Source organism: Pseudomonas sp. R3-41 (genome assembly GCF_054161485.1).
The window spans coordinates 5,923,777-5,941,286 of sequence record NZ_CP096421.1 but is presented as its reverse complement, the minus strand read 5'-3'; the positions used below and the strand labels follow the sequence as shown (position 1 = coordinate 5,941,286).

Below are 17,510 nucleotides of genomic sequence, written 5' to 3'. Positions count from 1 at the left end.
GCATAACCAAGTACCCGATGACTGTTCAGGGCGCGAAGGCCCTGGAAGAAGAACACGCTTTCCTGACCAAGGTCGAGCGCCCGCGCTTGAGCCAGGCTATCGGTGAAGCGCGTGAGCTGGGCGACCTGAAGGAAAACGCCGAATACCACGCTGCCCGAGAGGAGCAGGGGATGGTCGAGGCGCGTGTCCGTGACATCGAAGGCCGCATGCAGAATGCGGTGATCATCGATGTCACGACGATTCCGCATACCGGCAAGGTCATTTTCGGCACCACGGTGGAAATCGCCAACGTCGAGACCGATGAAAGCGTGACCTACCAGATCGTTGGCGAGGACGAGGCAGACATCAAGCTCGGCAAGATTTCCGTCGGTTCACCTATTGCTCGCGCCTTGATTGCCAAGGAAGAGGGCGATGTGGTGGCGGTGAAGACGCCGGGTGGCGTCATCGAGTATGAGATTGTCGAAGTCCGTCACATCTGAACGAAGGCGCCCGCTGCGAGCCGGCGCCATGATCTGGCAGCTCACCCAGATGTTGTGGGTGGGCGGCATCTGGTTGTTGCACATTGGTTTGCTGCCGGTGCTGGGTCGAGTCGGCCTGGCACCGCTGCTCATCGATGAAATCGCCGGCATGCTGACGGTGCTGCTGGTGGCGTTTTCCGCGGCGTGCGTGATGTTTCAGGCTTTGGTGCTGGTTCAGGCCGAAGGCCTTGCCAGTCTATGGCGCGACATTCGTGGGCCGTTGCTGCTCATGTCGATGTATGCGTGCGGGATGTTCTTTGCGGTGCATCTCGGCTGGCCGGATGCGAGCCAGTGGCAGGTATTCAGTTACCTGGTGCTGGGCTTTTCCGGTTTGGTGCTGGTGTTGCAGCCGGTTCCCGGGTGGGGCGGCAGGGTGTGCGAGGCACACCCTTGACCCTTTGACATCACTTGAAGCGGTGAACGTTCGACAGTTGCTTGTTGACGCTGAAGTTCTTGCGATAAATCAGCGCCATCTTGCCGATGACCTGCACCAGGTCTGCCTTGCCGGTCTTGCACAGTTCGGCAACGGCAGCCAGGCGGGCTTCGCGATCGAGGATGTTGAGCTTGATCTTGATCAGCTCGTGATCGCCCAAGGCGCGTTCCAGTTCGGCGAGTACACCTTCAGTCAAACCGTTGTCAGCCACAGTCAAAACCGGTTTCAGATGGTGGCCAATGGATTTGTATTGTTTCTTCTGCTCTTGAGTGAGCGGCATAATCTGACCCCTGCGTCTGATCTTGTAAAAAGCGGCGGCCAGTTTACCCGAGCAAGTCCGGGACCGCCCACTTAATCACGACCCGTTTTATTTTTGAGGTGGCCCGTGGCCCGTTCCAAGACAAGTCTTAAATGGCTGCAAGAGCATTTCAACGACCCATTCGTGAAAATGGCGCAAAAGGACGGGTATCGTTCCCGTGCCAGCTACAAGCTGCTGGAGATTCAGGAAAGAGACCGTTTGATCCGTCCAGGCATGAGCGTGATCGACTTGGGCGCCGCTCCGGGTGGCTGGTCCCAAGTGACCAGTCGTCTGATTGGTGGGCAAGGCACGCTGATCGCTTCCGATATCCTGGAAATGGACAGCATCCCGGATGTGACCTTCATTCAGGGCGACTTTACCGAGGACGCCGTGCTGGCGCAGATCCTTGAAGCGGTTGGAAAAAACGAGGTGGACCTTGTGATTTCCGATATGGCCCCCAATATGAGTGGATTGGCATCTGTTGATATGCCGCGATCGATGTTCCTGTGCGAGTTGGCACTGGATCTTGCGACTCGGGTGTTGAAGCCAGGTGGTGATTTTTTGATCAAGGTCTTCCAGGGTGAAGGCTTCGACGAATATCACAAGAGCGTGCGCAAGCAGTTCGAGAAGGTCACGACGCGCAAGCCGAAATCATCGCGTGATCGTTCCCGTGAGCAGTACCTGCTGGGCCGTGGTTTCCGTGGTCGCAGTGAGGAATAAGAGGTTTTTCGACCGGGGCGATAGGTTTTTCGTATTTCGTCCCGTGAGCATTAGCGAATAATGTGTAGAAAGTGTTTCACAAAGGGTTACAGACGGCGCCTGCCAGAGTCGTAGGTAATGTAGTAAGTTAGGCCGGTGAATATCATGCGAAGCGCGCGCCAGTAGCGGAGCTTGCTTCAGAGGGTAGTTAATTGAACGATATGGCAAAGAATCTGATCCTGTGGTTGATCATCGCCGCTGTCCTGGTGACTGTGATGAACAACTTCTCCAGTCCTAACGAGCCGCAGACCCTCAACTATTCCGACTTCATCCAGCAGGTCAAGGATGGCAAGGTCGAGCGTGTAGCCGTTGATGGCTATGTGATTACCGGCAAGCGCACCGATGGCGACAGCTTCAAGACCATTCGTCCGGCAATCCAGGACAATGGCTTGATCGGTGACCTGGTGGACAACCATGTCGTGGTCGAAGGCAAGCAGCCTGAGCAGCAAAGCATCTGGACCCAGCTCCTGGTCGCCAGCTTCCCGATCCTGGTGATCATCGCCGTGTTCATGTTCTTCATGCGCCAGATGCAGGGCGGCGGTGGAGGCAAGGGCGGGCCGATGAGCTTTGGCAAGAGCAAGGCCCGGCTGCTGTCCGAAGACCAGGTGAAAACCACCTTGGCCGACGTCGCAGGTTGCGACGAAGCCAAGGAAGAAGTCGGCGAGCTGGTTGAATTCCTGCGCGATCCGGGCAAGTTCCAGCGCCTGGGCGGTCGTATTCCTCGTGGCGTGCTGATGGTCGGTCCGCCCGGTACCGGTAAAACCTTGCTGGCCAAGGCGATTGCCGGTGAAGCCAAGGTGCCGTTCTTCACGATTTCCGGTTCCGACTTCGTCGAAATGTTCGTCGGCGTGGGCGCCAGTCGTGTCCGCGACATGTTCGAACAGGCCAAGAAGCACGCACCCTGCATTATCTTCATCGACGAAATCGACGCCGTCGGTCGCCATCGTGGCGCCGGCATGGGTGGCGGTCACGACGAGCGTGAACAGACCCTCAACCAGTTGCTGGTCGAGATGGACGGTTTTGAAATGAACGACGGCATCATTGTGATTGCCGCCACCAACCGTCCTGACGTACTTGACCCTGCGCTGCTGCGTCCAGGTCGTTTCGACCGCCAGGTCGTGGTGGGGCTGCCGGACATTCGTGGTCGCGAGCAGATCCTCAAGGTCCATATGCGCAAGGTGCCAATGGGTGACGACGTTGTTCCGGCCGTCATCGCGCGGGGTACGCCGGGCTTCTCCGGTGCTGACCTGGCGAACCTGGTCAACGAAGCGTCGCTCTTTGCTGCTCGCACTGGCAAGCGCGTCGTGGAAATGAAGGAGTTCGAGCTGGCCAAGGACAAGATCATGATGGGCGCGGAGCGCAAATCCATGGTCATGTCGGAGAAAGAAAAGCAGAACACCGCGTATCACGAGGCGGGCCACGCGATCGTCGGTCGTGTCGTGCCCGAGCATGACCCGGTCTACAAAGTCTCGATCATCCCGCGCGGTCGTGCCCTGGGCGTGACCATGTTCCTGCCGGAAGAGGATCGCTACAGCCTGTCCAAGCGCGCATTGATCAGCCAGATCTGTTCGTTATACGGCGGTCGTATCGCTGAAGAGATGACGCTGGGCTTCGACGGTGTGACCACGGGGGCGTCCAACGACATCATGCGCGCCAGCCAGATCGCCCGGAACATGGTCACCAAGTGGGGCCTGTCCGAGAAGTTGGGGCCGCTGATGTACGCCGAGGAAGAGGGCGAGGTGTTCCTCGGTCGTGGTGGCGGTGGCCAGCATGCAAGCTTCTCCGGCGAGACGGCCAAGCTGATCGACTCCGAAGTGCGCAGCATCATCGACCAGTGTTATGGCACTGCCCGGCAGATTCTCACGGACAACCGTGACAAGCTCGATGCCATGGCCGATGCCCTGATGAAGTATGAAACCATCGATGCCGAGCAGATCGACGACATCATGGCGGGGCGCGAGCCTCGTGAACCGCGTGACTGGTCGGGCGGCGGTACCGGTACTTCCGGCACGCCACCGGCGGTACAGGGTGAGCGTCCGGAAACACCGATTGGCGGCCCGGCCGCTGATGTCTAAGGCTTGAAATGACTTCTGTTCAGTCCTCGACCCGGTTGCCTTGCGGCAACCGGGTTCTTGATTTGGCCCATGCACATGTCATGGGCATTCTCAATGTCACCCCTGATTCCTTTTCCGATGGTGGTCGATTCAGCCAGCTCGATGCTGCACTGCGGCATGCCGAGGCCATGGTGGCCGCCGGCGCAACGCTGATCGATGTGGGGGGCGAATCGACTCGGCCGGGCGCGCGGGCGGTCTCGCCTACCGAGGAATTGGAGCGGGTGGCGCCGATTGTCGAGCGCATCCATCGCGAGCTCGATGTCATTATCTCGGTCGATACATCCACGCCTGCGGTCATGCGCGAAACTGCACGGCTGGGGGCGGGCCTGATCAATGATGTTCGATCCTTGCAGCGCGATGGTGCCCTGGATGCTGCGGCGGACACGGGGTTGCCGGTGTGCCTGATGCATATGCTCGGCGAACCGGGGACCATGCAGAACGACCCGCACTATGATGACGTCACCCGGGAAGTGGGTGAGTTCCTCGTGGCGCGTCTGGGCCAGTGTGCTGCCGTGGGCATCCCTGCCGACCGGATCATTCTTGATCCCGGGTTCGGCTTTGCCAAGACACTGGCGCACAACCTGAGCCTGTTCAAACATATGGAAGCCTTGCATGCCCTGGGGCGGCCCCTGTTGGTCGGGGTCTCGCGAAAGAGCATGATAGGCAATGCCTTGGGTCGCCCGGTGGGCGAGCGCCTGTATGGCGGTCTCGCCCTGGCGGCCTTGGCCCTTGGTAAAGGTGCACGCATATTGCGCGTGCACGATGTGGCCGAAACGATGGATGTCGTGCGGATGATCGCAGCTGTGGATTCAGCCGAATAAGAATGACGGAGCACTTATGAGCAAGAAATATTTTGGCACCGACGGTATTCGTGGTCGGGTCGGCGAATACCCCATTACCCCTGATTTCATGCTCAAGCTCGGCTGGGCGGCCGGCATGGCGTTCCGCAAGATGGGCGCCTGCAAGGTGTTGGTGGGCAAGGACACGCGAATTTCCGGCTACATGTTCGAATCGGCCCTCGAAGCCGGCCTGACATCGGCGGGCGCCGATGTGATGCTGCTCGGCCCGATGCCGACGCCAGCCATCGCCTACCTGACCCGTACGTTCCAAGGCCAGGCAGGCATCGTGATCAGTGCCTCGCACAACCCCCATGATGACAACGGCATCAAGTTCTTCTCCGGCCAGGGTACCAAGCTGCCGGATGATATTGAGCTGATGATCGAAGAGCTGCTGGACACCCCGATGACGGTGGTCGAGTCGAGCAAGATCGGCAAGGTGTCGCGGATCAACGATGCGTCGGGTCGCTACATCGAGTTCTGCAAAGGCAGTGTGCCGACCGGCACCAGTTTTTCTGGCCTGAAAATCGTCGTCGATTGCGCCCACGGGGCAACCTATAAGGTCGCGCCGAGCGTCTTTCGCGAACTGGGCGCCGAAGTGGTGGTGCTGTCCGCTCAGCCCAATGGCCTGAACATCAACCACAACTGTGGTTCCACCCATACCGAGGCGTTGCAGGCTGCGGTGCTGGCCGAGCAGGCTGATCTGGGGATCGCCTTCGATGGTGACGGTGATCGCGTCCTGATGGTTGATCACACCGGCACGGTTGTCGATGGTGACGAGCTGCTGTTCATCATTGCTCGCGACCTGCATGGGCGTGGCAAGCTGCAGGGCGGCGTGGTCGGCACGTTGATGAGTAACCTTGGGCTGGAACTGGCCCTGGCGGACTTGGATATCCCGTTCGTGCGGGCCAATGTGGGCGACCGCTACGTGATCTCGGAGTTGCTGGAGCGCAACTGGGTGATCGGGGGCGAGAACTCCGGCCACATCGTGTGCTTCGACCACACCACCACCGGTGATGCGATCATCGCGGCCTTGCAGGTGCTGATGGCACTCAAGGCGCGCAACGAGGGGCTCGCACAATCGCGCCAGGCGTTGCGCAAATGCCCGCAAGTGTTGATCAATGTACGTTTCGGTGGCGGTGTAAACCCTCTCGAGCATGCGAAGGTCAAGCAGGCCAGCGAGCGCGTAACGCAAGCGATGGCGGGGCGTGGACGCGTGTTGTTGCGCAAGTCCGGCACAGAGCCGTTGGTGCGTGTCATGGTCGAAGGCGAGGATGAAGCGCAAGTTCGCGGTTATGCCGAAGAGCTGGCAAAACTGGTTACTGAAGTTTCTGCCTGAATTCGGCTTGCCAGTCATGAATCCGTTGGGTAACATCTGCGCCCACTTTGACCGACGAGGTACAGCATGCGTCGCCCTATGGTAGCTGGTAACTGGAAGATGCACGGTACCCGCGCCAGCGTCGCTGAGCTGATCAATGGCCTTCGTCATCTGGCCTTGCCAAGCGGTGTTGATGTCGCGGTTTTTCCGCCTTGCTTGTATATCAATCAAGTGATTGATGGCTTGAAGGGCAAGTCGATTTCGGTCGGCGCGCAGAACTCTGCGATGGAAGCCATGCAAGGTGCGTTGACCGGTGAGATTGCACCGAGTCAATTGGTGGATGCAGGTTGTTCCCTGGTCCTGGTCGGGCACTCCGAGCGTCGCCAGATCATGGGCGAGCAGGACAAGACCTTGATCCGCAAATTTGCTGCGGCCCAGGCCTGTGGTCTGACTCCGGTGTTGTGCATAGGGGAAACCCGCGAGCAGCGTGAGGCCGGCAAGACCCTTGAGGTTGTCGAGCGTCAGCTGGGCAGCATCATCGAGGAGCTGGGTGTCGGTGCTTTTGCAAAGGCGATCATTGCTTACGAGCCAGTCTGGGCCATCGGCACTGGGCTGACTGCTTCGCCGCAACAGGCGCAGGATGTGCACGCAGCCATCCGCGCGCAGTTGGCGGCAGAGAATTCTGAAGTGGCACGAGGTGTGCGGCTTCTATACGGCGGCAGCGTGAAGGCGGCCAATGCGGTCGAACTGTTCGGCATGCCGGATATCGATGGGGGGCTCATTGGTGGAGCGTCCCTGAATGCAGATGAGTTCGGTGCGATCTGTCGCGCCGCGGGAAACTGAAAAAATGCTGGAAACAGTCGTAGTCGTTTTTCATCTGCTGGGTGCACTGGGCGTAGTTGCTCTCGTATTGCTGCAGCAGGGTAAAGGTGCGGATGCTGGTGCGTCTTTCGGTGCAGGTGCTTCAAATACTGTATTCGGAAGCCAAGGTTCCTCTACCTTTCTCAGTAAGTTTACTGCTATACTTGCCGCCGGTTTCTTCATAACCAGCTTAGGGTTAGGTTACTTTGCTAAAGAGAAAGCTCACGAGCTGACTCAAGTAGGTTTGCCAAACCCAGCGGTATTGGAAGCGCCAAAGCAACAACCGGCTTCTGATGATGTCCCGGTGCTTCAAGAGCAAAAGTCGGCCAGCCCGGCGACTGACGTGCCTCCAGCTCAAGAGCAGAAGTAAGAAGGTTTCAAACGCTGTATTGCCGAGGTGGTGGAATTGGTAGACACGCAACCTTGAGGTGGTTGTGCCCATAGGGTGTAGGGGTTCGAGTCCCCTTCTCGGTACCAATTATCAGGAGAGCCCGCGATTGCGGGCTTTCTTGTAGGTGGAAGGGTTACATTGACCCTGTAAGGGATCGGTCGTATACTTCCGCCCCAGCTTTGTCGCGGGATGGAGCAGTCTGGTAGCTCGTCGGGCTCATAACCCGAAGGTCGTCGGTTCAAATCCGGCTCCCGCAACCAGTTTCAGGGGCCCCTTCCAAGGGGCTTTTTGTTAGCTGGACACTTTATAACGCCGCTGTTCGACGGCGTTTCAGGGATGGGCGATTCGCCCATTTTTTTTTATTTGCACAGCATGCACAAACATGCACGAGGGGGTTCAGGTGTCGAGCAAGCTAGAACAGTTGCAGGCCTTGTTGGCCCCGGTGGTCGTGGCCCTTGGCTATGAATGCTGGGGTATTGAGTTTTCGGCTCAAGGTCGCCACTCACTGTTGCGCGTTTATATCGATAAGGAAGGCGGCGTGTTGGTGGACGATTGCGCCATCGTCAGCCGTCAGATCAGCGGTGTACTGGATGTTGAAGATCCAATCACCTCCGAATACACCCTTGAAGTTTCCTCGCCTGGCATGGAGCGCCCCCTGTTCACACTTGAACAGTTCGCTTTGTTTGCCGGTGAACAAGTGAAGATCAAGCTGCGCTCGCCTTTCGAAGGTCGACGCAACTTCCAAGGCCTTCTGCGCGGTGTAGAAGAGCAGGACGTCGTGGTGCAGGTAGATGACCATGAGTTCCTGTTGCCGATCGATATGATCGACAAGGCCAACATTATTCCCAGTTTTGACTGATACGTGCCAGATACTGCGGATCCCGCGGATCCAATGGCTTGCGAAAGGCGAGGCGTACGATGAGCAAAGAAGTACTGCTGGTTGTTGAGTCGGTATCCAATGAAAAGGGCGTACCGGCTAACGTTATTTTTGAAGCGCTGGAGCTGGCTCTGGCCACTGCTACCAAGAAGCGGTTCGAAGACGAAGTTGATTTGCGTGTGGAGATCAATCGCCACACCGGTGCCTACGAGACTTTCCGTCGCTGGACGGTCGTCGAGGAAGCCGACCTGGACGATCCAGCTATCGAAACCTGGCCGAGCAAGGTTGCGGAAACGCACCCGGGCGCCAAGGTCGGTGATGTCGTCGAAGAAAAAATCGAGTCCATCGAATTCGGTCGCATCGCTGCACAGACTGCCAAGCAAGTCATTGTGCAAAAGGTTCGCGAAGCCGAGCGCGCACAAGTCGTCGACGCTTATCGCGAGCGCCTGGGGGAAATCATCTCCGGCACCGTGAAAAAAGTCACCCGCGACAACGTGATCGTCGACCTGGGCAATAACGCCGAAGCGTTGCTGGCTCGTGAAGACATCATTTCTCGCGAAACTTTCCGGGTTGGCGTGCGTTTGCGTGCGCTGCTCAAGGAAATCCGCACCGAGAACCGGGGCCCGCAGCTGATCCTGTCGCGTACAGCGCCGGAAATGCTGATCGAGTTGTTCCGCATCGAAGTGCCGGAAATTGCTGAAGGCCTGATCGAAGTCATGGCCGCTTCCCGTGATCCGGGTTCGCGCGCCAAGATCGCGGTCCGCTCCAAGGACAAGCGTATCGACCCACAAGGTGCCTGCATCGGCATGCGTGGTTCGCGTGTCCAGGCCGTATCCGGCGAGTTGGGCGGCGAGCGCGTGGACATCGTCCTGTGGGACGACAACCCGGCTCAGTTCGTGATCAATGCCATGTCGCCTGCTGAAGTGGCGGCAATTATCGTCGACGAAGATGCCCACGCCATGGACATCGCCGTTGGCGCAGACAATCTGGCTCAGGCCATCGGTCGCGGTGGTCAGAACGTGCGTCTGGCCAGCCAATTGACTGGCTGGACCCTGAACGTGATGACCGAATCGGACATCCAGGCTAAGCAGCAAGCTGAAACCGGCGACATCCTGCGCAACTTCATCGAAGAGCTTGAAGTCGATGAAGAGCTGGCGCAGGTGCTGGTGGATGAAGGCTTTACCAGCCTGGAAGAGATTGCCTACGTACCGGTGGAGGAAATGCTCAACATCGACGGCTTTGACGAGGAAATCGTCAACGAGCTTCGCGCTCGGGCCAAGGATCGTTTGTTGACCAAAGCCATCGCTACTGAGGAAAAGCTGGCAGACGCCCATCCGGCCGAAGACCTGCTCTCGCTTGAGGGCATGGACAAGGATTTGGCGATGGAACTGGCGGTGCGCGGCGTAATTACCCGCGAAGACCTGGCCGAGCAGTCTATTGACGATCTGCTCGACATCGACGGCATTGACGATGATCGTGCCGGCAAGTTGATCATGGCCGCCCGAGCCCACTGGTTCGAGTAATTAGGCGCGGCCTGAGGAGAGAAGTGCATGACGCAAGTCACGGTGAAACAACTGGCCGATGAGGTCAAAACACCGGTAGAGCGCCTGTTGCAGCAGATGCGTGAGGCAGGTCTGCCGCACACCGCCGCCGAGGAACATGTGACCGACAGTGAAAAGCAGTCCCTGCTGACTCACTTGAAGAGCAGTCACAAGGCAAAAGTGGAAGAACCGCGCAAGATCACTCTGCAGCGTAAAACCACCAGCACCCTGCGTGTTGCCGGTAGCAAAAGCATCAGCGTTGAAGTACGCAAGAAGAAAGTCTTCGTACAGCGCAGCCCGGAAGAAATCGAAGCCGAGCGCAAACGCGAACAGGAAGAACGTCGCGCAGTAGAAAATGCTGCTCGCCAGAAGGCTGAAGAAGAAGCCAAGCGTCGCGCCGAAGAAGAAGCGCGCCGCCAGCCTGCTGCTGCGCAGACCGCCCCGGTAGAAGCCGTCGAGGCTGTTGCCCCGGCCGCCGAACCTGTGCGCGAAGCGGCGCCAGTCGTGGCTGCTGCCCCGGCTCCAGCCGACACTCGCAAGCGCGACGAACAGCGTCGTCCGGACAAACCACGTGCCGACGACAACCGTCGTGGCAGCGGCGATGGTGAGCGCAAGAACGCGCCTCATCGTGCTTCGGTCAAGGAAAAGGCGCCAGCACCTCGTGTTGCGCCACGTACCACCGACGAAGAAAGCGACGGCTTCCGTCGTGGCGGTCGCGGCAAGGCCAAGCTGAAGAAACGCAACGCCCACGGTTTCCAGAGCCCTACAGGCCCTGTCGTGCGTGAAGTGAAGATCGGCGAGACCATCACTGTGGGCGATCTGGCCCAGCAGATGTCGGTCAAGGCTGCTGAAATCATCAAGTTCATGTTCAAGCTGGGTACGCCAGCCACCATCAACCAGGTACTGGACCAGGAAACTGCCCAACTGGTTGCTGAAGAGCTGGGCCACAAAGTGACCCTGGTCAGCGACACCGCCCTGGAAGATTCCCTGGCCGAGTCCCTGAAATTCGAAGGCGAGGCGGTTTCCCGTGCTCCGGTCGTGACCGTCATGGGCCACGTCGACCACGGTAAAACGTCCCTGCTCGACTACATTCGTCGCGCCAAGGTGGCGGCCGGTGAAGCGGGTGGTATTACCCAGCACATCGGTGCGTACCACGTTGAAACCGACCGCGGCATGGTGACGTTCCTCGACACCCCGGGTCACGCCGCGTTTACCGCGATGCGTGCCCGTGGTGCCAAGGCGACCGACATCGTGATCCTGGTGGTTGCAGCGGACGACGGCGTGATGCCACAAACCATCGAAGCCGTTCAGCATGCCAAGGCTGCTGGCGTGCCGCTGGTGGTTGCGGTGAACAAGATCGACAAGCCGGGCGCCGATCTCGATCGCATCCGCAGCGAACTGTCGGTCCACGGCGTGACCTCCGAAGAGTGGGGTGGCGACACTCCATTCGTTCCGGTCTCGGCGAAGATGGGTACTGGTGTTGACGAACTGCTCGAAGCCGTTCTGTTGCAAGCCGAGGTTCTCGAACTGACCGCTACGCCTTCGGCACCTGGCCGTGGTGTTGTGGTTGAATCGCGCCTCGACAAGGGCCGTGGCCCGGTTGCAACGGTCCTGGTCCAGGACGGTACGCTGCGTCAAGGCGACATGGTGCTGGTCGGCTCGAACTATGGCCGCGTGCGCGCCATGCTCGACGAGAACGGCAAGCCTATCAAGGAAGCCGGTCCGGCTATCCCGGTCGAGATCCTCGGCCTGGACGGTACCCCGGACGCTGGCGACGAGATGAGCGTTGTGGCTGACGAGAAGAAAGCCCGTGAAGTGGCTCTGTTCCGTCAAGGCAAGTTCCGCGAAGTCAAACTGGCTCGTGCTCACGCTGGCAAGCTGGAAAACATCTTCGAGAACATGGGCCAGGAAGAGAAGAAGACGCTCAACATCGTCCTCAAATCCGACGTCCGTGGTTCCCTGGAAGCGTTGAACGGCGCCTTGAATGGCCTGGGTAACGACGAAGTGCAAGTGCGTGTGGTCGGTGGCGGCGTCGGTGGTATCACCGAGTCCGATGCCAACCTGGCACTGGCTTCCAACGCTGTACTGTTCGGCTTCAACGTGCGTGCCGATGCCGGCGCTCGCAAGATCGTCGAGCAGGAAGGCCTGGATATGCGTTACTACAACGTGATCTACGACATCATCGAAGACGTCAAGAAAGCGTTGACCGGTATGCTGGGCAGCGACGTCCGGGAGAACATCCTGGGCGTTGCCGAAGTTCGCGACGTGTTCCGTTCGCCGAAGTTCGGTGCCATCGCCGGTTGCATGGTGATCGAAGGTGTCGTTCACCGTAACCGTCCGATCCGTGTACTGCGTGAAGACATCGTGATCTTCGAAGGCGAGCTGGAATCCCTGCGTCGCTTCAAGGATGACGCTTCCGAAGTGCGTGCCGGCATGGAATGCGGTATTGGCGTCAAGAGCTACAACGACGTCAAGGTTGGCGACAAGATCGAAGTCTTCGAGAAGGTCCAGGTTGCTCGCAGCCTCTAACTCGCGCACTTCAAGAGCCGCGCCGGGCAGTCGCATGAACATGCGCTGCCTGGCTGGCGGACTCTAAACGCAACGCCCGGTCTGGCTTTTGCCAGGCCGGGCGTTTGCCGCTTTCAGACCTCGCGGGTTTCACCGTGGGGCAGTAACAGGTAACAAGACATGGCAAAAGAATACAGCCGTACCCAACGAATCGGCGATCAGATGCAGCGCGAGCTGGCCCAACTGATCCGTCGCGAAGTCAAAGACCCGCGCGTCGGCCTGGTCACCATCACCGCAGTGGAAGTCAGCCGTGACGTCGGTCACGCCAAGATTTTCATCACCGTGATGGGCCAGGACAGCGCCGAAGAAATCGCCCTGAGCATCAAGGTGCTCAACTCGGCCGCCGGCTTCCTGCGTATGCAGTTGGCTCGGGAGATGAAGCTGCGCAGCGTCCCGCAGTTGCACTTCCATTACGACGAAAGCGTCGCCCGGGGTGCGCATCTGTCGGCACTGATCGAGCGCGCCGTGGCGGAAGACAGCCAGCACCCGGTTGCGGCTGAACCTGAAGACACCAAGGAGTAATCGGTGGCTCAGGTCAAACGTATCCGTCGTAATGTCAGCGGTATCATCCTCCTCGACAAGCCGCTGGGGTTCACGTCCAACGCGGCGTTGCAGAAGGTTCGCTGGTTGCTCAATGCTGAAAAGGCCGGGCACACCGGTAGCCTCGATCCGCTGGCCACTGGCGTGCTGCCGCTGTGCTTTGGCGAGGCGACCAAGTTCTCCCAGTACCTGCTCGATTCCGACAAGGGTTACGAAACCCTGGCGCAACTGGGCAAGACGACTACCACGGCGGACGCCGAAGGTGAAGTTTTGCTGGAGCGCCCGGTGACCGTTGGTCAGGCGGATGTCGAAGCGGTGTTGCCGAAATTTCGCGGGCAAATCAGTCAGATACCGCCGATGTACTCCGCTTTGAAGCGCGATGGACAGCCGTTGTATAAACTGGCCCGTGCAGGCGAAGTAGTGGAGCGTGAACCGCGTTCTGTTACTATTGCGCGCTTGGAATTGCTGGCCTTTGACGGTAATACTGCGCGGCTTGCCGTGGATTGCAGCAAAGGCACCTATATCCGCACCCTGGTGGAGGATATTGGTGAGCAGCTCGGCTGTGGTGCGTACGTGGCAGAATTGCGACGGACCCAGGCCGGGCCTTTCACGTTGGCCCAGACGGTCACGCTGGAAGAGCTTGAAGCGGTGCATGCCGAAGGCGGCAACGAAGCGGTCGACCGTTTCCTGATGCCATCGGACAGCGGCCTGCTGGATTGGCCGCTCTTGCAGTTCTCGGAACACAGCGCGTTCTACTGGCTCAACGGCCAGCCGGTACGCGCCCCGGATGCGCCGAAGTTCGGCATGGTCCGGGTACAGGATCACAACGGTCGTTTCATCGGTATCGGTGAAGTGAGCGAAGACGGGCGCATTGCGCCGCGTCGACTGATTCGGTCGGAATGACCGGAACCAGCCTGCGTAACAGCGGGTTGGCGAGTGTGGCTGTTAACAGGCACGGTCACTACTCATTTATAGATACAGGGATTTGTCCCTGGCCTGTTGAAGCTGTTCCTCGGAACAGTTTCCTGACTAAAAGGATTGCCTCATGGCTCTCGACGTTCAAGAAAAAGCTCAAATCGTAGCTGACTACCAGCAAGCTGTTGGTGACACTGGTTCGCCAGAAGTGCAAGTTGCACTGCTGACCGCCAACATCAACAAACTGCAAGGTCACTTCAAGGCCAACGGTAAAGATCACCACTCCCGTCGTGGTCTGATCCGCATGGTAAACCAGCGTCGCAAGCTGCTGGACTACCTGAAAGGCAAGGACGTGAGCCGTTACAGTGCTCTGATCGCTCGCCTGGGTCTGCGTCGCTAATCAGCGATTGCGCTAGAGGTTGGTGGTCTGTCGTACGTCAGTGGGGTTTCCCGCTGGCGCATGGCAGGCTCCCAGCCTCAAGTTTTATCTGGATACACGTTTTACCCTGGACAGGCGTCGGGCCGATTCCCGTCATTGCCCAAGAATTTCGCAAGAAGACAAGTTCCCCAAGAGCCACAAAGAAGGTAGGACACCGTGAACCCGGTAATCAAAAAATTCCAGTTCGGTCAGTCGACCGTTACCCTCGAGACTGGCCGTATCGCCCGTCAGGCCTCCGGCGCAGTGCTGGTCACCGTTGACGACGACGTCAGCGTATTGGTGACCGTTGTCGGTGCCAAGCAAGCCGATCCAGGCAAGGGCTTCTTCCCTCTGTCTGTTCACTACCAGGAAAAGACTTACGCGGCCGGTAAGATCCCTGGCGGTTTCTTCAAGCGCGAAGGCCGTCCTTCCGAGAAGGAAACCCTGACTTCCCGACTGATCGACCGTCCGATCCGTCCGCTGTTTCCAGAAGGTTTCATGAACGAAGTGCAGGTTGTCTGCACCGTCGTGTCCACCAGCAAGAAAACCGATCCGGACATCGCTGCGATGATCGGTACCTCGGCTGCCCTGGCTATCTCCGGTATTCCTTTCGATGGCCCGATCGGCGCTGCCCGCGTTGCGTTCCACGAAAGCACCGGCTACCTGCTGAACCCGACTTACGAGCAGTTGAAGGCGTCGAGCCTGGACATGGTCGTGGCCGGTACTTCCGAAGCCGTGCTGATGGTTGAATCCGAAGCCAAAGAGCTGACCGAAGACCAGATGCTGGGCGCCGTGCTGTTCGCCCACGACGAGTTCCAGGTGGTGATCAACGCCGTCAAGGAACTGGCCGCAGAAGCCGCCAAGCCAACCTGGACCTGGGCACCACAGCCAGAAGCCACCGAGCTGCTGGGCGCGATCCGTGCCGAGTTCGGCGACGCGATCTCCCAGGCCTACACCATCACCATCAAGGCCGACCGCTACGCACGCCTGGGCGAGCTGAAAGACCAGGTCGTTGCCAAGTTCTCCGGCGAAGAAGGCCAGCCATCGGCCAGCGACGTCAAGGCTGCTTTCGGTGAAATCGAATACCGCACCGTTCGCGAAAACATCGTAAACGGCAAGCCGCGTATCGACGGTCGCGACACCCGCACCGTTCGTCCGCTGAACATCGAAGTCGGCGTCCTGCCAAAGACCCACGGTTCGGCCCTGTTCACCCGTGGCGAAACCCAGGCGCTGGTCGTTGCAACACTGGGCACCGCCCGTGACGCGCAACTGCTGGACACCCTGGAAGGCGAAAAGAAAGACCCGTTCATGCTGCACTACAACTTCCCTCCGTTCTCGGTGGGCGAGTGTGGTCGCATGGGTGGCGCCGGTCGTCGCGAAATCGGTCACGGCCGTCTGGCCCGTCGTTCGGTCCAGGCCATGCTGCCAGCCGCTGACGTGTTCCCGTACACCATTCGCGTGGTATCGGAAATCACCGAGTCCAACGGTTCGAGCTCGATGGCTTCGGTCTGCGGCGCTTCCCTGGCCCTGATGGACGCTGGTGTGCCGATGAAGGCACCGGTTGCGGGTATCGCCATGGGTCTGGTTAAAGAAGGCGAGAAGTTCGCCGTCCTGACCGACATCCTGGGTGACGAAGACCACCTGGGCGACATGGACTTCAAAGTGGCCGGTACCGCCAAAGGCGTCACCGCACTGCAGATGGACATCAAGATCAAGGGCATCACCGAAGAAATCATGGAAATCGCCCTGGGCCAAGCCCTGGAAGCGCGCCTGAATATCCTCGGTCAGATGAACCAGATCATCGGTCAGTCCCGTACCGAGCTGTCGGAAAATGCTCCGACCATGATTGCGATGAAAATCGACACCGACAAGATCCGTGATGTCATCGGTAAAGGCGGCGCGACCATCCGTGCGATCTGCGAAGAAACCAAGGCTTCGATCGACATCGAAGACGACGGTTCGATCAAGATCTTCGGCGAAACCAAGGAAGCGGCAGAAGCAGCACGCCAGCGCGTCCTGGGCATCACCGCGGAAGCCGAGATCGGCAAGATCTACGTCGGCAAGGTTGAACGCATCGTCGACTTCGGCGCGTTCGTCAACATCCTGCCGGGCAAGGACGGTCTGGTTCACATCTCCATGCTGAGCGATGCTCGCGTCGAGAAAGTGACCGACATCCTGAAGGAAGGCCAGGAAGTGGAAGTGCTGGTACTGGACGTGGACAACCGCGGCCGTATCAAGCTGTCCATCAAGGACGTCGCGGCAGCCAAGGCATCGGGCGTTTAATCACCCCCTCGCTTAGCTGCTGAACAAGCAAACGCCCCGACTGGTTCGGGGCGTTTTGCTGTGTGGTGAAAATCACCGCCAGGCAGGTTGCCTGGCTACGGGGGACGGTGCTAGTTTTAGCCACCGCCCGTGTAGCTCAGCCGGTAGAGCAGCGCACTCGTAACGCGAAGGTCGCAGGTTCGATTCCTGTCTCGGGCACCATCTCCCCTCGTTATTTCACCTTCCTGCTCAGCTCCTCGACCGTGCGCTTGAGCTGGTCCATCTCGTTGTCCTGATCGCTGAGTTCCCGTTTCAGGGACGAAATCTCGCTGTTGCTCGAACTCGAACTGGAGCCGCTATTGCGCTTGAGTTCTTCCACCTGCTTGCCAAGATCCTTCAGATCGCTTTCCTGTTCCTTGATGGTGCGCTTGAGCTCGTCGATCTCCTTGCTGCTGGAGGTGGAACTGGACCCGCTGTTGCGCTTGAGTTCTTCGATCTGGCGGGCCTGGTCGCTGAGGGTGCGTTTCTGGTTTTCCAGTTCGTCGGCATTGTTCTTTACGGCTTTTGGCAGGTTTTCCAAGGCGCTGGCGCTGACGTTGGTCTTTACGAGTACGTACTTATCGAATTGGTTGTAATGAAGTGCAGGAATGGCGTCGTGGTCAGAGGGACCATCGGAGGAGACTTCAACCGCCGCTTGGGCAACGCCGGCCAAGGTCAGGCTGCCGAGCAGCAAGGTCGCGGTAGCAAGACGGGTCGACGAACGTTTCGAAAAGCTGCGCATCACTGGGGTTCCTTGTGAGATGCCGGAATAGCACATTGCTATGACTGGTTGTTCTGACAGATGTTCCCTAGTCCCCTTAG

At 58.9% G+C, this 17,510-nt stretch carries 17 protein-coding genes and 3 tRNA genes; 18 read left to right on the top strand and 2 right to left on the bottom strand.

Features of this window, described 5'->3' with window-relative positions:
- Positions 1-2 precede the first annotated feature (2 nt).
- The gene (gene greA / locus M1D99_RS25725; RefSeq protein ID WP_030139783.1) at positions 3-479 is read left to right on the top strand and encodes a transcription elongation factor GreA; all 477 of its coding nucleotides are present in this window, start codon (positions 3-5) and stop codon (positions 477-479) included.
- Between the two features lie 28 nt (positions 480-507).
- Positions 508-912, top strand: a complete 405-nt coding sequence (locus tag M1D99_RS25720) for an MFS transporter (RefSeq protein WP_458130965.1) — start codon at positions 508-510, stop codon at positions 910-912.
- A gap of 10 nt (positions 913-922) precedes the next feature.
- Here M1D99_RS25720 and M1D99_RS25715 read toward each other — a convergent pair whose 3' ends face one another.
- The gene (locus tag M1D99_RS25715; protein WP_003177852.1) at positions 923-1,231 is read right to left on the bottom strand and encodes a YhbY family RNA-binding protein; all 309 of its coding nucleotides are present in this window, start codon (positions 1,229-1,231) and stop codon (positions 923-925) included.
- 105 nt (positions 1,232-1,336) lie between these two features.
- Between M1D99_RS25715 and rlmE the strand changes: the two genes are divergently transcribed.
- The 16 genes from rlmE (at position 1,337) to M1D99_RS25635 (ending at position 16,871) form a co-directional block, all read left to right on the top strand.
- Complete coding sequence (gene rlmE / locus M1D99_RS25710) at positions 1,337-1,969, top strand: 23S rRNA (uridine(2552)-2'-O)-methyltransferase RlmE (protein WP_003177853.1); 633 nt, start codon at positions 1,337-1,339, stop codon at positions 1,967-1,969.
- A 200-nt stretch (positions 1,970-2,169) separates the two neighbouring features.
- Entirely contained in the window at positions 2,170-4,083 is a 1,914-nt protein-coding gene (ftsH, locus tag M1D99_RS25705; RefSeq protein WP_458130964.1) for an ATP-dependent zinc metalloprotease FtsH, read from the top strand.
- Positions 4,084-4,091: 8 nt separating this feature from the next.
- Positions 4,092-4,943 (top strand): dihydropteroate synthase, encoded by an 852-nt coding sequence (folP, locus tag M1D99_RS25700; RefSeq protein WP_458130963.1) that lies wholly within the window; start codon positions 4,092-4,094, stop codon positions 4,941-4,943.
- 16 nt (positions 4,944-4,959) lie between these two features.
- Positions 4,960-6,297 carry a phosphoglucosamine mutase gene (gene glmM / locus M1D99_RS25695; protein ID WP_186705984.1) on the top strand — a complete coding sequence of 446 codons (1,338 nt, stop codon included), beginning with the start codon at positions 4,960-4,962 and terminating at the stop codon, positions 6,295-6,297.
- Between the two features lie 66 nt (positions 6,298-6,363).
- Positions 6,364-7,119: a triose-phosphate isomerase gene (gene tpiA / locus M1D99_RS25690; protein WP_186705985.1), complete on the top strand. Its 756-nt coding sequence runs from the start codon at positions 6,364-6,366 to the stop codon at positions 7,117-7,119.
- A gap of 4 nt (positions 7,120-7,123) precedes the next feature.
- Entirely contained in the window at positions 7,124-7,507 is a 384-nt protein-coding gene (secG, locus tag M1D99_RS25685; RefSeq protein WP_458132165.1) for a preprotein translocase subunit SecG, read from the top strand.
- Between the two features lie 21 nt (positions 7,508-7,528).
- Positions 7,529-7,614, top strand: a tRNA-Leu gene (locus M1D99_RS25680).
- A gap of 97 nt (positions 7,615-7,711) precedes the next feature.
- Positions 7,712-7,788: transfer RNA gene (locus tag M1D99_RS25675), tRNA-Met, on the top strand.
- A gap of 140 nt (positions 7,789-7,928) precedes the next feature.
- Positions 7,929-8,387 (top strand): ribosome maturation factor RimP, encoded by a 459-nt coding sequence (rimP, locus tag M1D99_RS25670; RefSeq protein ID WP_053118762.1) that lies wholly within the window; start codon positions 7,929-7,931, stop codon positions 8,385-8,387.
- 59 nt (positions 8,388-8,446) lie between these two features.
- Positions 8,447-9,928, top strand: coding sequence for a transcription termination factor NusA (nusA, locus tag M1D99_RS25665; RefSeq protein WP_003177868.1), 1,482 nt, complete (start codon positions 8,447-8,449; stop codon positions 9,926-9,928).
- Positions 9,929-9,955: 27 nt separating this feature from the next.
- Positions 9,956-12,475, top strand: a complete 2,520-nt coding sequence (gene infB / locus M1D99_RS25660) for a translation initiation factor IF-2 (RefSeq protein ID WP_186705986.1) — start codon at positions 9,956-9,958, stop codon at positions 12,473-12,475.
- 159 nt (positions 12,476-12,634) lie between these two features.
- Positions 12,635-13,036: a 30S ribosome-binding factor RbfA gene (gene rbfA, locus M1D99_RS25655; RefSeq protein WP_458130962.1), complete on the top strand. Its 402-nt coding sequence runs from the start codon at positions 12,635-12,637 to the stop codon at positions 13,034-13,036.
- 3 nt (positions 13,037-13,039) lie between these two features.
- A complete protein-coding gene (gene truB / locus M1D99_RS25650; protein WP_030139793.1) occupies positions 13,040-13,957 on the top strand; it encodes a tRNA pseudouridine(55) synthase TruB in 918 nt (305 codons plus the stop codon).
- Between the two features lie 142 nt (positions 13,958-14,099).
- Complete coding sequence (gene rpsO, locus M1D99_RS25645) at positions 14,100-14,369, top strand: 30S ribosomal protein S15 (RefSeq protein WP_011332409.1); 270 nt, start codon at positions 14,100-14,102, stop codon at positions 14,367-14,369.
- A gap of 195 nt (positions 14,370-14,564) precedes the next feature.
- The gene (gene pnp, locus M1D99_RS25640) at positions 14,565-16,670 is read left to right on the top strand and encodes a polyribonucleotide nucleotidyltransferase (RefSeq protein WP_030139794.1); all 2,106 of its coding nucleotides are present in this window, start codon (positions 14,565-14,567) and stop codon (positions 16,668-16,670) included.
- 125 nt (positions 16,671-16,795) lie between these two features.
- Positions 16,796-16,871: transfer RNA gene (locus M1D99_RS25635), tRNA-Thr, on the top strand.
- Between the two features lie 10 nt (positions 16,872-16,881).
- Here the strand turns inward: M1D99_RS25635 and M1D99_RS25630 are convergent.
- Positions 16,882-17,430: a hypothetical protein gene (locus M1D99_RS25630; RefSeq protein ID WP_186705988.1), complete on the bottom strand. Its 549-nt coding sequence runs from the start codon at positions 17,428-17,430 to the stop codon at positions 16,882-16,884.
- Positions 17,431-17,510: the final 80 nt, after the last annotated feature.